8 protein-coding genes and 4 pseudogenes are annotated in these 17,285 nt (G+C 40.3%); 2 read left to right on the top strand and 10 right to left on the bottom strand.

The genetic code is table 11. From position 1 onward, the window contains the following. Positions 1 to 88: 88 nt before the first annotated feature. From ilvD to ispB, 5 genes and pseudogenes are all read right to left on the bottom strand, one after another. Positions 89 to 1,955: pseudogene (gene ilvD, locus V757_RS24475) on the bottom strand (dihydroxy-acid dehydratase). Positions 1,956 to 1,994: 39 nt separating this feature from the next. Next, a complete protein-coding gene (glnQ, locus tag V757_RS24470) occupies positions 1,995 to 2,732 on the bottom strand; it encodes a glutamine ABC transporter ATP-binding protein GlnQ (protein ID WP_023952160.1) in 738 nt (245 codons plus the stop codon). Further along, positions 2,729 to 3,439, bottom strand: a complete 711-nt coding sequence (locus tag V757_RS24465) for an ABC transporter permease subunit (RefSeq protein WP_023952158.1) — start codon at positions 3,437 to 3,439, stop codon at positions 2,729 to 2,731. The genes glnQ and V757_RS24465 overlap by 4 nt, the downstream gene beginning before the upstream one ends. Positions 3,440 to 3,532: 93 nt before the next feature. After that, positions 3,533 to 4,285, bottom strand: a complete 753-nt coding sequence (gene glnH, locus V757_RS24460; protein ID WP_031274759.1) for a glutamine ABC transporter substrate-binding protein GlnH — start codon at positions 4,283 to 4,285, stop codon at positions 3,533 to 3,535. Positions 4,286 to 4,408: 123 nt separating this feature from the next. Further along, positions 4,409 to 5,374, bottom strand: coding sequence for an octaprenyl diphosphate synthase (gene ispB, locus V757_RS24455; protein ID WP_023952155.1), 966 nt, complete (start codon positions 5,372 to 5,374; stop codon positions 4,409 to 4,411). 155 nt (positions 5,375 to 5,529) lie between these two features. On the opposite strand from ispB, the pseudogene V757_RS24450 reads away from it, so the two are divergent. Further along, positions 5,530 to 6,393: pseudogene (locus tag V757_RS24450) on the top strand (ATP-binding protein); the annotation flags it as partial. Between the two features lie 110 nt (positions 6,394 to 6,503). Next, positions 6,504 to 7,457 (top strand): Nudix family hydrolase, encoded by a 954-nt coding sequence (locus tag V757_RS24445; protein ID WP_023952151.1) that lies wholly within the window; start codon positions 6,504 to 6,506, stop codon positions 7,455 to 7,457. A gap of 34 nt (positions 7,458 to 7,491) precedes the next feature. On the opposite strand, the gene epsC is transcribed toward V757_RS24445, so the two are convergent. The 5 genes and pseudogenes from epsC to V757_RS24420 form a co-directional block, all read right to left on the bottom strand. Continuing rightward, positions 7,492 to 8,433 carry a serine O-acetyltransferase EpsC gene (gene epsC / locus V757_RS24440; RefSeq protein ID WP_023952149.1) on the bottom strand — a complete coding sequence of 314 codons (942 nt, stop codon included), beginning with the start codon at positions 8,431 to 8,433 and terminating at the stop codon, positions 7,492 to 7,494. A 14-nt stretch (positions 8,434 to 8,447) separates the two neighbouring features. Continuing rightward, positions 8,448 to 9,869: an efflux transporter outer membrane subunit gene (locus V757_RS24435; RefSeq protein ID WP_023952147.1), complete on the bottom strand. Its 1,422-nt coding sequence runs from the start codon at positions 9,867 to 9,869 to the stop codon at positions 8,448 to 8,450. Positions 9,870 to 9,891: 22 nt separating this feature from the next. Then, a pseudogene (locus V757_RS24430) lies at positions 9,892 to 12,977 on the bottom strand (efflux RND transporter permease subunit). Next, positions 12,974 to 16,052 (bottom strand): annotated as a pseudogene (locus tag V757_RS24425) (efflux RND transporter permease subunit). The pseudogenes V757_RS24430 and V757_RS24425 overlap by 4 nt, the downstream one beginning before the upstream one ends. Next, entirely contained in the window at positions 16,049 to 17,284 is a 1,236-nt protein-coding gene (locus tag V757_RS24420) for an efflux RND transporter periplasmic adaptor subunit (RefSeq protein WP_023952145.1), read from the bottom strand. The pseudogene V757_RS24425 and the gene V757_RS24420 overlap by 4 nt, the downstream one beginning before the upstream one ends. Between the last annotated feature and the right edge of the window lies 1 nt (position 17,285).

Below are 17,285 nucleotides of genomic sequence, written 5' to 3'. Positions count from 1 at the left end.
TCAGTYAGTATTTCTTGTATACCTTTACTAAAAAATGAACCTCCATTCCGAAGAATAGAGGTCAGGGCAAAACAGTCGTAAAGATAAATTATTTATGACGTTTTAATTGATTTAAATCACGCACAGCACCACGGTCAGCTGATGTAGCCATCGCAGCATAAGCTTGCAATGCTTGTGATACGTAGCGCTCACGATTAGCAGGCTGCCATGCTTTATTCACCCTTAGCCTGCATATCAGCACGGCGCTTGGCTAGCTCCTCCTCAGAAATCGCTAAATGAATCGTGCGATTGGGAATATCAATCTGGATCTCATCGCCATCTTGAACAAGCGCAATATTTCCACCCTCTGCTGCCTCTGGTGACGCATGACCAATCACAAGACCAGAAGATCCGCCTGAGAATCGACCATCTGTTAATAGTGCAGCTTTGGCACCCAAGCCTTTGGATTTTAAATAAGAGGTTGGGTAAAGCATCTCTTGCATACCAGGACCACCCTTAGGCCCCTCGTAGCGAATAATCACCACATCGCCTTCTTTAACCTTGTCACCTAGGATTCCTGCTGTTGCATCTTCTTGACTTTCAAATACAACAGCCTTACCTGTGAATGTTAAAATACTTTCATCAACACCTGCTGTTTTAACAATACAGCCATTGGTCGCCAAATTACCATAAAGAACAGCTAGACCACCGTCTTTAGAATAAGCATGCTCAATATCTCTGATACAGCCTGTTGCACGATCCAAATCATTTTCTGAATAAAAGCGATTTTGGCTAAACGCAGTTTGTGTACGTACGCCACCAGGTGCCGCACGGTAAAATGCTAATGTTTCTGGTTTTGTATGAGGAGAGTTAATATCCCAAGCTTCAATCGCTTTAGCCAATGTACCACTATGGATATTACCCACTTCGGTATGTAATAGCCCACCTCTGTTTAACTCAGCAAGGATACCTAAAATACCTCCTGCACGGTGTACATCCTCGATATGATATTTATTGGTCGCTGGCGCTACTTTAGACAAACAAGGAACCCGACGAGAGATGGTATCAATGTCTTTCATGGTAAAGTCCACACCAGCTTCTTGCGCAGCCGCTAATAAGTGCAATACTGTATTCGTTGAGCCACCCATTGACACATCTAATACCATCGCATTTTCAAAGGCTTTCTTAGAGGCAATACTACGAGGCAATACACTCTCATCACCTTGCTCATAATAGCGTTTAGTTAATTCAACAATTAAAGAACCAGCTTGTTCAAATAATGCTTTTCGACTCTCATGTGTCGCCACAATCGTACCATTTCCCGGTAACGATAGGCCTAATGCTTCTGTTAAGCAGTTCATTGAGTTTGCTGTAAACATACCAGAACAAGAACCACACGTTGGGCAAGCATTTTGCTCCACAATCTCCGTGTTTTCATCGGAAACATTAGGATCAGCAGCCATAATCATGGCATCCACAAGGTCTAATTTGACTACTTTTTCTTCACCCTGAAGATCCGCCTTACCTGCTTCCATTGGGCCACCAGAGACAAAAATCACTGGAATATTTAAACGCATCGCTGCCATGAGCATGCCTGGGGTAATCTTGTCGCAGTTAGATATACAAACCATTGCATCAGCACAATGTGCATTGACCATATATTCAACTGAGTCAGCAATTAAGTCTCGTGACGGTAGAGAATACAACATCCCTCCATGCCCCATCGCAATACCGTCATCAATCGCAATGGTATTGAACTCTTTGGCAACACCTCCTGCTTTTTCAATTTGACGTGCGACTAGCTGTCCCATATCTTTCAGATGCACATGACCTGGTACAAATTGAGTAAAAGAGTTCACCACGGCGATAATAGGCTTACCAAAATCTTTATCTGTCATCCCAGTAGCACGCCACAAAGCACGTGCTCCAGCCATATTACGACCATGTGTTGAGGTTTTTGAACGATATGCAGGCATACTATAGTTTCCGTCAAAAAAATTTAATAAAAGATTATTTTACTTCACATGCGTTAAGAAATCTTTTAAACGCTGACTTGGAGGATGGTTAATCAGTTCGGACGGAGGACCGTCATGCGCTATTTTACCTTTATCGATAAAAATCAATCTCGTACCTACTTTCTCTGCAAAGCTAATTTCATGCGTGACAACCACCATTGTCATTCCCTCTTGAGCCAAATCCTGCATAACCTTTAGTACTTCTTGACGCAACTCTGGATCTAATGCAGAAGTAGGCTCATCAAATAACATTAGCTTAGGTTTAATTGCCAAGGCACGTGCAATGGCTACACGTTGTTGCTGCCCTCCAGATAACTCACTTGGATAATGATTCATTCTTTCAGCCAAGCCTACTTTTTGCAATAAGGCCTCAGCCTCAACTTTCGCTTGTTGTCGTGAAACACCTCTGGTTTGACAAGGACCAAACATAACATTTTCTAACGCTGTTAGCTGAGGAAATAAATTAAACTGTTGGAACACCATACCGGCTTCACGGCGTAATTCACGAATTTCTTTTGGCTTAGATTTAACACTATGATGACCAACGATAATATCGCCCCCCTGAATGGACTCTAATGCGTTAATACAGCGTAAAAAGGTTGATTTACCCGATCCTGAAGGACCAATCACTACAACAACCTCTCCCTCGTTAATCGTGAGATCCACACCATCTAAAATGATGTTGTCGCCAAATTTTTTGGTCACATTTTTAAATTGAACAATTGGTGTTGTCGTCATAGGATTCTCATCCTTTTCTCAATTATTTTTAATGCAATTGCAAAGATACCCGTCATCACTAAATAAAAGAAAGCTACGGTCCCCCAAATCTCAATAGCTCTATAGTTAGTCGCCATAATTTCCTGACCTTGGCGTGTTAATTCAGCCACACCAATGACAATAAAAATGGAAGTGTCTTTTAAACTGATAATACATTGATTTCCTAGCGCAGGAATCATGCGGCGAAAAGCGATTGGGCCGATAATTTTCGACACAATCTTATGAAAAGGAAGCCCCATTGCCTGACCTGCCTCATATAAGCCTTTTGATACAGACAATAAACTGCCTCGAACAATTTCAGCAATATACGCCCCAGAATTAATTATTAACGTTGCAATAGCTGCTGTCGTACCATCCACTCTAATTTGAAAAATCAACGGGAAGGCAAAATAGATAAACATCACTTGTACCACCATTGGTGTCCCACGAATGAGCAATACATAAGCCTGTGCTATCCAAGATAATATTGGTAGCCACAAACTTTCTATTGGATGCTTTTGTCTAAACTCTTTGTCTGCCCAAGAGGGAACATAGGCTAAGATAACCCCTACTAATCCTCCTAAAAGGACACCACCTATTAACCCTAATAAGGTAATTTTTATCGTAAGTTGTGCCCCTTTCCATAAATCAGGTAAGGCATCTATAATAACTTGAAAATCAAAATCCATGCTAACAACCACATAAAATAAATAAAATCAGGTGATGAATCACTAAAACTCATCACCTGAGCAACATAAGAATAAATAAGATGATGTTAATGATTATTTAGCAGGATTTTCTCCAAACCATTTAGCGTGAATTTTATCGTACTCACCACTGGCTCTCACTTTTTTCAAGCCTTCATTCACTTTAGCAACAAGGTCACTACCTTTCGGGAAAGCAATACCATATTGATCATCACTGTTCAAAATCGCACTCACAGCCACTTTACCCTTACCTGCTGTTTTCGCATAATATTGCAAGTTTGGTGTGTCATAAACAACAGCATCAGAGTTGCCTGATTGTAGATCTAGGAATGAGTTATCACTATTAGGGAAAAGTTTGATTTTCGCACTAGGAACATTCTTTTTCACGAAATCCACAGGACCAGAGCCAGTTTTAATGGCAATGGTTTTATCTTTAAGATCATCTAGACTCTTAATTTTGTCCACATCCTCAGTACGTACCATGATCGCAATACCACTATTGTAATAAGGGTCCGAGAAATCTAAGATTTTTTTACGTTCTTCCTTAATTGAAATACCCGCAATAGCCGCATCTACATTACGTGTTTGTAAGCTAGGGATAATACCGTTAAAATCCATTGGTTGTAATTTGTATTGGATACCTGCTTCACGTGCAATAGCATCAAATAAGTCAATATCAAAACCTGTGTACTTGTCTCCTTCTTTAAATTGGAAAGGTACAAATGCTGTATCTGTAGCGACAATAATCTCTTTGGCAGATGCCACACCCACATTGAGTGCAAACACCGCTGTTAATCCTAATACTGCTGAAGCAAAACTCTTTTTCATTACAATTTTCTCCAAGTAGAAATACATAATTAAGTAAGAATATTTTCTTATAAAACCAATGTAATAAAAAAAGGGTATTCCCCTCTATTGGGAAATACCCTTGTTTTCTCAACGAAAAAAATCCTATCGATCTCTTTCTACCGCAAATTGGCAAAAATCAATCAATGATTTTTTATAAACAGACTCAGGAAAATCTTGTAACGCATCACGCGCCATTTGTGCTTCTTTAACTGCCATCTGGCGTGTATAGTCAAGAGCATCTGTCGAACGAATTGCAGTCGCAACAGCCTCAAAATCTGCTTCACCTGTTTCAATGGCTTGACGAATTAGCTGTTGTTGTTCTGGTGTACCTACTTCCATCACTCGAATAAGCGGCAAAGTTGGCTTACCTTCGCGTAAGTCATCGCCCACATTTTTGCCTAGACTTTCAACATTACCTGAATAATCCAATACATCATCAATTAATTGGAACGCTGTACCAATATGGCGACCATACGCTGCGGCTGGCAATTCTAATTCTTCACTGACACCAGCTAATACAGCACCCACTTGTGTAGCCGCCTCAAACAATTTGGCTGTTTTATAACGTACCACTTGTAAATAACGCTCAACCGTCACATCTGGATCATGGACATTAAGTAACTGTAAGACTTCTCCCTCAGCAATGACGGTTGTGGCTTGAGAAAGAATCTGCATCACACGCATTGAGTCAACTTCTACCATCATTTCAAATGAGCGTGAATATAAATAATCACCAACCAATACACTCGCCGCATTACCAAACACAGCATTAGCTGTCTCTCGCCCACGACGCATATCTGACTCATCCACCACATCGTCATGTAATAAGGTTGAGGTATGAATAAACTCAATAACGGCCGCTAAGATATGATGCAAATTACCCTTGTATCCAAGTGCATTTGCCATCATTAACACCATAGCGGGGCGCATACGTTTGCCACCAGCACTGATGATATATTCACCAATAGTGCGAATCATAACGACTTCAGAATTCAAACGAGAGCGAATCACCGCATCAACGGCTTTCATATCATCTGCAATTGGACTAATAATTTCTTGAATACTCACGGTAATCCCATGTTAAAAAAGTGACAATATTTCCTATATTCTACTATATATGGGTATATAAATTGGGAAAATAGCTTATGATTTATAGCACGATAGCCTTGTCCTTAAATAGGACATTTGTCATGGACTTTTAAACTTAACTTCTATTTTTACTTATGAGCCAATATAATTTAGACCTTTTAATTCAGAAAGCCATTGGTGTTCTCTCTCAGTTAGAGGCATGGCTCCCTCCAACTCCCGATCAAACAGATTGGAATGCCAAAGCTTTTCGTTGGCGTAAAAAAGGTGAGACCGCTTGGCTAGAAGCTATTAATGTTATTGACTCTATTGAACCCAGCGATTTGATGCACATCGAAAAACAAAAAGAAGCCATAGAACGCAATACTCGTTTTTTTGTCCAAGGAAAACCTGCCAATAATGTATTAATGACAGGGGCACGGGGTACAGGAAAAAGCTCTCTTGTAAAAGCGATGCTGGCACAATTTCATGCTGAAGGGTTGCGTTTAATTGAAGTGGATAAATCAGATCTTGGTGACTTAAGTGATATTGTGGACTTAATCCATACACGCCCAGAGCGTTTTATTATTTTCTGTGATGATTTATCTTTTGATGAGGGTGAAGTTAGTTATAAAGCGCTTAAGTCTATTCTTGATGGTTCAATCGCCGCTAGTAGTGATAATGTACTTATTTATGCAACCTCTAATCGTCGCCATTTAATGCCTGAATACATGAGCGAAAACTTGACCACTGCTTATCAAGATGACGGTGAAGTACATCCTGGTGAAGCTATTGAAGAGAAAATTTCTTTATCAGAGCGTTTTGGTTTGTGGCTATCTTTTTATCCTTTCCGTCAAGACGATTATCTTGCCATTGTCTATTACTGGTTAAGAGCTATGGGATGTCCAGAGCAATTTATTGAAGAAAGTCGCACTGAAGCATTGCAATGGGCGATTCAACGAGGCTCTCGCTCTGGTCGCGTGGCAAAACACTTTGCTCGTGATTGGGCGGCAAGACATATGGGCTTAAAAAATGAGCAATCAACATCTACCAGTCATGCACCAAAATCTACGGTAGTTACCAATACAACGTTAACGTCTCCCATTGATTCTGATCACACCCTGGAGTCACTATGAACAAGCCTTTTATTCGTGTCGCTGTCGGGGTAGTCCTCAATCCCCAAGGTCAAGTTCTGTTAGCACAGCGCCCAGAAGATAAACCCTGGGCTGGTTGGTGGGAATTTCCGGGGGGAAAAATTGAGAGCGGAGAAACAGAACATCAAGCACTAGCTCGTGAATTAAAAGAAGAACTAGATATTACCATTGGTGAGTCTTATCCTTGGGTACACTTTACCTATGAATATCCTAAAACAATTGTAGAGCTTTCTTTCCGGCGAGTATATACTTGGAATGGAGAAGTCCGTGGGCTAGAACAACAAGCGTTTGCATGGACAACACCAGAAAAAGCACATGACCTAGGTGAACTACTTCCTGCCTCTGTAGCTCCTCTTAAATGGCTTAACATTCCAGGAACCTATGCAATTAGTCATTTTGCCACCCCTGACCAACAAGAAGCTTATTGGCAACAATTTGACCAATTATTAGCACAAGGGGTGAAGCTATTTCAATTTAGAGAACCCACATGGCATGACGGTGTAGGTAGTACCTCACTTAAAGCTCTCTTTGACGCCATGCTAGTCAAATGTCATGCACATGGTGCAAAACTATTGGTCAATAGTATTCATCCTCGTGCATGGTGGACATTGGCTGACGGTGTGCAATTGCGTGCTCAAGATGCTGTTCAATTAGAGGAACGCCCTATTCCTGGCGATAAACTAATGGGGGTATCTTGTCATCATCTTGCCGATATTCTGTATGCAAATGTTCTCAATGCAGACTTTGTAGTACTAGGTCATGTAGAAGCCACTCCCTCACACCCTAATCAACCACCTCTAGGTTGGGAGCAATTTCAGCAATTTGCACAAGAAGCAGGACGACCTGTTTTTGCCATTGGAGGGCAATCTATTAAGCGCTTAGAAAAAGCACGTGAACATGGGGCACATGGTGTGGCGTTTATGAGAGGGTAGGTGGGCATAATTGCCACGCTCATGCTACTCTCAGCTAAAAATCACAATGCTTTGAATGTGAGCTCACAATACGCACAAACTCTCCTGCTGGCACGTCATTTGTTACCCATGTATTACCACCAACAACAGCTCCTTTACCTATCGTAATTCGTCCTAGAATCGTTGCTCCCGCATAAATAACGACATCATCTTCTACGATAGGATGACGAGCAAGCCCTTTATGAAGACTACCATCCTCATTTGCTGGGAAGCTCTTAGCCCCTAAGGTCACAGCTTGATATACCCTGACATTACGACCGATAATCGCCGTCTCACCAATAACAACTCCCGTACCATGATCGATAAAAAATCCCGCACCAATAGTTGCACCAGGGTGAATATCAATCCCTGTTGCACTATGTGATATTTCAGCAATGATACGCGCGGTAAGCGTAGCACCTAATTTATAAAATTCATGTGCAATACGATGGTAAATCATGGCTTGAATACCAGGATAGCAAAGCAATACCTCATCTACACTTTGTGCCGCAGGGTCACCTGCATAAGCGGCCAACACATCACTGTCTAAGAGCGAACGAATCTCTGGTAACTTTTTAGCAAACGCACGAACAATACAAGAGGCCTGATCCTTGATTTCTTCCGGAGTGTGATGTTGATCATCACGATAATGATGTCGTACTTCCAATTCAATTTGTGCCAATAAGGCACTCAATGCAAGACCAATAGTATAGCCCACATAAAAATCCTCATTTTCATGGACTAAATCATCTGGCCCTAGTCGCATCGGGAATAATGCACCACTTAGCTGTTTAACAGCATCATCAATCGCACTAGGAGACGGAAGGTGACGACCACCTTCTTCGTTCAAGCGATTTTGCGACGCACGCCATTTTTGACGTACCTCACGCAAGCCTTTCACAATTTCTTCTTGATCAAATGTTAGAGGCTGTTTTTCTTTGCATTTATAAAAAGGCATATTTTCTTCTCATTCTATTGTGTCGTTAATGATGTAGAGATGGTTCCCGGATTTGGTACAGACCATCCACCTCCTAGCGCCATTATCAGATCAACGGCAGCTTGTAAGCGCTGACTTTTTAATTCTAACGCACTAATTTCTGTATTATACGTACTCTGTTCTACCTGTGAAACACTGAGATAATCAACCAAACCTGCTTGGTATTGATTGCGTGTAATTTTTAGTGATTCTCTAGCCGCCACTAAGGCTCTTTGCTGAACAGCATCCTGATCTTTTAACACAGACATCAATGTTAAATTATCTTCCACTTCTTTTAATGCCGTCACTACTGTTTGTCGATAGTTAGCTACTGTTGCACGGTAATTGGCTTCACTTGTGGCAATAGCCGCTCTTCTAGCACCACCATCTAAAATACTTAACGCTAACTGGGGACCCAAAGACCAAAAATTCAAGGGTGCAGCAATCCAATCAGCAAAATTACTATGCTGCAATCCTCCACTCGCACTTAAACTTAATGTAGGAAACCATGCTGCTTTTGCTACACCAATTTCCGCATTTGCAGCAGCCACTGAACGCTCGGCTGAATAAATATCTGGGCGCTGTAGCAATAGAGCTGATGGTACAGATAATGGGATACTAGGCATAGTTAAGTTAAATGTTGTAGGACTTAAGGTAAATAACGTTGGTGCCTTTCCTAACAAAACCGCAATAGCACTTTCATATTGCTGCCTTGTTGAACGCAAACTAATCGCCTGAGCTCTAGCATTTTCCAATTGCGCCGTAGCAGCCACCACATCTGCCCTAGCCGCCACACCCTGATCATAACGATTTTGATTTGTTTTGACCGATTTTTCATAAGTAGCCACTATTTGATTAAGTAGTTTTTGCTGTTCATCCGTCATACGCAAGGCAATATATGCTTTAACGAGTTGAGCTTGTAAACTTAATTTTGTATCGGCAATATCGGCCGCACTGGCTTGGACAGAATACTGTTTAGACTCAACTTGGCGACGTACCTTTCCCCATAAATCAGCTTCCCAAGCAATTGTTCCTGTCGCTGAATAAGCATTAGTACTATTTTGCTGATTACCACCAGATTTGGTATAACTTGCACCGGAACTTACAGTAGGAAACAAAGAGGCTTGAGCACTTTTCATCGTTGCTAGCGCTGCATCATAATTTGCCAAAGCCTGTTCTAGTTGATAGTTATGGGTATTTAGCTCTTGAACTAATTGATTTAACTGAGTATCTTGAAAACGCTCCCACCAAGCGCCTCTGTTTAAACTATCCGTTGCCGTTTGTTGCCAGTCTTTAAAGGTAGTCGCTTTGTAATTTTCACCCATTTCAATTTCAGGGGCTTGTTTATAATCAGGTCCTACTGCACAGGCTGATAACAAACCACTTAGGAGAATAATACTGATTTTTTTCACTATCATTGATAAACCTTTACAAAAACAATTAGGTGCTTTTTTTGATAAAACGGTGGCGCATTTTATCTAATAATAAATAGATAACTGGTGTTGAATATAATGTTAATAATTGACTCAGAATTAATCCACCCACAATAGTGACACCTAAAGGTTGACGCATCTCCACACCAGCACCAGTAGCAATAATTAATGGAACAGCACCAAAGATGGCCGCTATTGTTGTCATCATAATAGGACGAAAACGCACTAAGCAAGCCTCATGAATCGCTTGTTCAGGTGACATAGCCAATTCCCTTTCTCGACTAACAGCAAAATCTACCATCATAATGGCATTTTTTTTCACAATCCCAATCAATAAGAATACCCCAATCAAGGCTATTAGAGAAAACTCCATATCAACTAGCATCAATGCCATCAGAGCTCCTAACCCTGCTGAAGGCAAAGTCGATAGAATCGTCAATGGCAACACGAAACTTTCATATAAAATTCCTAGCACCAAATACATTACAATAATCGCTGCCAAGAATAAGAACGGCTGTTGCTGTGTACTTTGTTGTAGCAATTGTGATGTACCACTCGCCTCAGCTTGAATAAGATTAGTAGGTAGCGATACTCTTTCCAACTCTTTATCAATGGCTTTCATGGCTGTTTCTAATTGAACCCCTTCTGCCAAATTATAGGAAACAGAATCAGATACCATCAACCCTTGATGTCGTACACCCAATGGTGCTGCACTAGTCGTAAACTCTGTCACAGCACTAAGTGGAACAGCCTTACCGTCTGCCGTGATTAAGGTAATTTCTTTAAGTACATTAGGGTCTTGTGAAAACTCTCTTGCTGCACTCATAATCACATAATACTGATTAAGTGATCCATAGAGAACCGAGACTTGAGCACTCCCAAATAAACTACCCAGTGTATTAGTAATCAAATTCATACTAACCCCTAGCCGTTGTGCCGCTTCACGATTAATTTTTAGCTCAACTCTACGTCCACTATCTTGTGTACCCTGCATCACATCAGTTAGCTCAGGTAGTGCTTCCAGTGCTGTTTTGACTTTGGGCGTCCATTCTCGTAAAACGATTAAATCACTCGCTTTTAGTAATAAATCATAAGAGCCTGTCGAACCACCAGGAGGTCCACCACCAGCACGAATATCCTGTTGTACCACCAAAGAAATTTGGGCTCCAGCCACTTTGCCAAATTTTTGTCGCAAGCCATTGATAACTTCTTGGGCTCCCTTTTCACGATCCTTAACTGGCTTAAGCTGAATCATTAAAAAACTACTATTTGTACCACCTCGTCCTCCAGCATAGCCCATTACTGTTTCGACATTAGGATCAGCTAGAATTATTTTACGGTAGTAATCTAATTTAGGCACCATCGCTTGGAACGATGTCCCTTGATCCACCCTAAAAAATCCCATAATCACCCCTGTATCTTGGGTCGGAAACATTCCTTTCGGGACTATCACAAACATATACACGTTTAGTGCTATCGTTCCTATAAATACAAAAAGGGTAATAAACTTGAACTTTAAAGCAATAGCTAGGGTTTTACCATAGAGCTTTTGAATAACATTAAAAAGCTTATCAAAGCTCATGAAAAAAAATAGGTTTAGCTCGTTCCTCTTCCTGAGCTGTTAGCCAACGCGCACATAGACTAGGTGTTAAGGTTAAAGAAATCAATAAAGAGACCAAAATAGATACGGATAACGTAACCGCAAACTCTTTAAATAACACCCCTAGCAAATTATTCATAAATAACAAAGGGATAAATACAGCAATCAATGAGAGACTCATACTGAGTACCGTAAAACCTACCTCCGCTGCGCCTTTTAATGAAGCAGATAATGGTTTTTCACCTGCTTCAATATGCCGCATAATATTTTCTAAAACAACAATAGAGTCATCCACCACAAAGCCTGTAGCGACAATCAATGCCATTAGCGAAATAGTATTTAATGAGTAACCTAAAAAATAAATCGCAATAAAGGTACCTAATAATGATACCGGGACACTGATAGCTGGAATAAGTGTAGCCCTCCATCTACCTAAAAATACCAAAACCACCAATATCACTAATATCACCGCAACGATTAAGGTCACCTCCGCCTCATGTAAAGTAGCACGGATACTCGGACTACGATCTTGCACAACCGTGAGATTTACTGTACTTGGTAATAAGGCCTGCAGTTCAGGTAAGCTTGCTTTAATGCTATCAACCGTTTTAATAATATTGGCACTAGACTCTCGTCGAATTAATACGTTAATGGCTTTTTGATCATTATAAAAACCGTTATTAAATTCGCTTTCAATATAGTCATATACATTAGCAATATCTTTTAATCTTAAAGCATTTTGATTTTGCCAACGAATAATCAAGTCTCTAAAGTCATTAGCTTTGCTTAACTTACCATTTGTTTTAATTTGCCAACGATACTGGTCATTTTCCAAAAGACCTGTTGGATTTAGTGTATTAGTTTGATTAATAGCCTCTCGTACTTCACTCAGACTAACCCCATACGCACTCATAGTAAAAGGATTTAAGTCAATACGCACCGCAGGTAGAGAACTTCCCCCTAAAGAGACCTCACCTACCCCTTCAATTTGCGCTAGTTTTTGTGTAAGAATAGTACTTGCCAAGTCATATAACTGCCCTTGGTCATGAGTTTCTGACGTTAATGCCAACGCCATAATAGGCATGGAAGATGGGTTTAATTTTTTAAATGACGGTGGCGTACGCATACTACTAGGCATTAATGGTCTAGCTGCATTAATCGCTCCTTGTACCTCTTGAGCTGCCTCATCAATATTTTTATTTAAAATCAAACTCTAGGAAAATTCTCATACTCCCTTCAGAACTATTAGAACTCATAGAGCTTAATCCAGAAATACCTCCCAAGGCCCTCTCCAAAGGCGTCGCAACACTGCTCGCCATAGTTTCTGCACTAGCACCAGATAAGGATGCTTGTACAAAAATCATAGGAATAGACATATTGGGCAAAGGAGCAACTGGCAAAAGAAAATAGCTCAGCACTCCCATCACACTTAATGCCAACGCTAAAAGTGTGGTAGCAATAGGTCTTTTGATGAAAGGCGTTGATATACTCATTCCTCTACCACTCTAGTTGACTCACTTTTTTGAAAACGATGGAAGAATAAATAAATAACTGGTGTTGTAAAAATAGTCAATAACTGACTGCAGAGTAACCCACCAACCATCACCAACCCTAATGGTGCTCGCAATTCTGCACCCATACCTGTTGATAGCATTAATGGCACAGCACCAAATAAAGCGGCTAAGGTTGTCATCATAATAGGTCTAAAACGCAATAGTGCGGCTTTATAAATCGCTTCTTGAGGTGATAAACCTTGCTCTCTTTCTGCATGTAAAGCAAAGTCAATCATCATAATTGCATTTTTCTTCACAATACCAATCAGCAAAATAATCCCTATAATGCCGATCATATCTAGCTCTTTGCCAGTAAATATCAACGCTAATAAAGCACCAACCGCGGCAGAAGGTAATGTTGATAAAATCGTAATAGGATGAATATAGCTTTCATACAATACGCCTAATACGATATACATCGTAAACACTGCTGCTAATAATAGCCATAGCGTATTGGTTAAAGAGCCTTCAAACGCTTGAGCTGCCCCTTGTAGCTGCAATTGAACACTAGCTGGCAAATGAATATCTGCTGCTTGTGCATAAATTTCATCTACCATTTCTGACAATGAATAACCGTCAGAGATATTAAATGAAATCAACGCTGAAGGGAATTGGTTAAGTCGTTGCTTTTCTAACTGTGCTTGACTTTGAGAAATCTTCGCTACCTTATCCAATTGGACAACACTATTAGTACCGGTCACATAGATTGATGCTAGGCTATCTGGAGATTGTCTAAACTCTGGTGCTACCTCCAGAATAACTCGATATTGTGCTGATTGGGTAAAAATTGTCGAAATTAAGCGCTGCCCATAAGCATTATAAAGCGCCTCCTCAATCTCTGACATAGAAATACCTAAGCGACTAGCAGCTTCTCTATCAACATCAACATTAACTTGTAAACCATTTGTCTGGAAATTATCCGTGACACCCCATAAACCAGGCAATCCTTTTAACCGCTCTACCAATATCGGCACCCACTCTTTGAGTAACTGCTCATCGACTGAACTCAAGGTCATTTGATATTGAGTCCTAGAGACCTGCGTATCAATCGTGAGATCTTGAACAGCTTGCATAAAAACTTGAATACCAGTATTTTGCTGCAATAATTGTTGGAACCGCGCCATCACCTCTTGCACAGAATCTCGCTCTTGATCTGTATGTAATTGCACTAAAATTCTGCCCGTATTCAATGTTGAATTATTGCTATCAACACCCACAAAAGAAGACACACTAGCCACATCAGGATCTTTTAATAACTGCTCTACTACTTTTAATTGTCGTTCGGACATTTGTTTAAATGAAGAAGATTGAGGTGCTTCAGTGACAATCTGTATCATTCCGGCATCTTGAGCAGGGAAAAAACCTTTGGGAACAACAATATACAATAATGCTGTAAATACTAAGGTAGCTATAGCAACTGCTAAAGTAATCAATTGATGGCGTAACACTACTTGTAAAGCCTTATCATACAGATGAATAAGCTTATCAATCATATTACTTAAAATTTTAGAAATAGACCCCTGTGCGTTTTCCGTATGTGACTTTAACAATCGCGCACATAGCATGGGGGTTAGTGTCAAAGAAATAGCTAATGAAATTAAAATAGCTACCGCTAAAGTAACCGCAAATTCTTTAAATAATCGACCAATAACATCGCCCATGAATAACAATGGAATTAATACCGCAATTAATGAAATCGTCAACGATACCAATGTAAAACCAATTTCCTGAGCCCCTTTTAGAGCAGCAGCAAGTGGATGCTCACCCTCTTCAATATGCCTAGCAATATTTTCAATCATCACAATCGCATCGTCCACCACAAAACCAGTAGCAATCGTAAGCGCCATCAATGATAAATTATTTAAGCTAAAGCCTAAAAAATACATAATGCCAAATGTACCAATAATAGAAAGCGGTACGACAACAGAAGGTATAAAGGTGGCGGTAAAGCTATGTAAAAACACAAATGTGACTAATACCACCAGTAAAATCGCCATTAGCATTTCGGTTTGTACATGCGAGATAGATTGTTTGACCGAAATAGTGCGATCCGACACAACAGCAATATCGATAGAAGGAGGTAAGCTTTTTTGTAAATCAGGTAACATTTCCTGTACTTTACTTGCTACCTCAATCACATTTGCATTTGGCTGACGTTGAATATTCAATAACAAAGCAGGCTCAGTACCATACCATGCTGCCTGACGAATATCCTCGGCCTCATTAACGATTTGTGCCACATCTTGTAGCCGCAAAGCAGCGCCGTCTTGATAGGTTAATATAATATTTTTATATTGCTCTGGACTTCTTAATTGTCCATCAGTATAAATCGTTGTAGATCGCTTTGGACCATCAAAATTACCTGTTGGTGAATTAATATTATTACTGGAAATTGCCGTTTTAATATCATTTAGGCTTAACCCATTACTTGCTAAAGCCTGAGGATTTACCTGAATGCGGATAGCAGGTTTTTGCCCACCAGAAATACTTAATAAGCCTACACCGTCAATCTGCGCAATCTTTTGAGCAATCCTAGTTTCTACTAAATCTCTCGCCTCGTATAGTGGCAAGCTATGAGAGGTAATCGCCAAAGTTAGCACCGGTGTATCCGCTGGATTCACCTTGTTGTATACTGGTGGACTCGGTAAGTCTGAGGGTAATAAATTACTCGCTGCATTAATCGCCGCCTGAACCTGTTGCTCTGCAACACTCATAGAGAGTGATCAAAGAAAACTGCAAGGTAATCACTGAGATACCCGCAGAGCTTGATGAGCGCATTAATGTAAGCCCTGGCATTTGCCCTAATTGTTTTTCTAATGGGCTACTCACTAGAGATTCCATCACCTCAGCGCTCGCACCAGGATACTGTGTCGTTACCTGAATAGTTGGATAATCAACTTGCGGTAAAGCGGAAACAGCTAAATTTTTATATGCCAAAAAACCACCAATCACAACGGCGATCATTAATAGAATGGTGGCTACTGGTCTTAAAATAAATTGACGAGAAATGTTCACGGGAGAATCTCAACTTTGGAACCATTACGTAAACGGTCAAGACCTTCTACAACAACTTGCTCATCAGCACTTAGCCCTGATTCCACTTGAGTAAAACCATTATCTACAATACCAAGTACAAGATTTTGAGTTTTAACGGTATTATCAGGCTGAACAACAAAGACAAAAGGACCAAAATTACCATACTGAATCGCATCATTACTAATCACCAATGCAGCTTCTTGCTCAGCAATAATAATTTTGGCATTGACAAATTGATTAGGAAATAGCTGAAAGTCTTTATTGTCGAAACGCGCTTTTAACTTAACACTTCCCGTTGTCGCATCTACCTGATTATCCATGGAAACGAGAACCCCTTCACCTAATTGTTTTGAGTTATCTCGATTAAAAATAAATACTTTTAGTGCTTTACCGTTATAAAACTGACTCGCTACCGCTGGAATGTAATTTTCAGCAATCGCAAAACTAACATCTATTGGTTGAGTCTCGGTAATTGTCACTAATCCATCTGTCGAACTAGCTGAGATTAAATTTCCCACGTCCACAGTACGTAACCCAAGACGTCCACTAATTGGAGCTTTAATCTGTGTATAGCTAAGATTCAAAGCCGCTTGATCTACAGCAGCTTGTAGGCTCTTTTGCGACCCCTCATACTCATTCACCAGTGCCTGTTGTGTCTCCACTTGTTGGCGAGCAATTGAATCTTGTTTAAATAATAGTTGATAACGTTTTAAGTCTTGTCTTGCATTATTTAATTTAGCCTGATTTTGAAGTAAAGACCCTTTTGCCTGATTAAGTGCTGCTTCATATTGACGTGGGTCAATCGTTGCTAACAAATCCCCTTTTTTGACTAATTGTCCTTCTTCAAAATGGATTTTCTGCAATGGTCCATCAACTTGGCTACGTACGATGACAGATTGAGATGGTACAACAGTACCTAAACTAGATACCGCTTGTGAAATTGACTTATGCTCTGCCTTGATGACTTTCACAGCAACACTCATTGCACCGGCACCTTGCATACCTTGACGAGCCTTACGCTCACCTGTTGCTGACGTTGTTTTGTTACCCACAGACGAGGAAGCTACTGAGGTTTTGTTATCCGCAGTAACGGTTGTGTTTGTTTGGGATTTCCCCAGCAATTTATTCCATACGTCAGGGTTATTTTGAAACCAAAAATAAGCTGCAATTACTGCTACTAATAAAAGTAAAATTTTAATTAAGGTACGCATA

It is taken from the genome of Pelistega indica, assembly GCF_000506865.1.
In the GTDB taxonomy this organism is placed as follows: domain Bacteria; phylum Pseudomonadota; class Gammaproteobacteria; order Burkholderiales; family Burkholderiaceae_B; genus Taylorella; species Taylorella indica.
The sequence above is the reverse complement of the archived record's forward strand: the minus strand, read 5'-3'. Positions and strand labels throughout refer to the sequence as shown.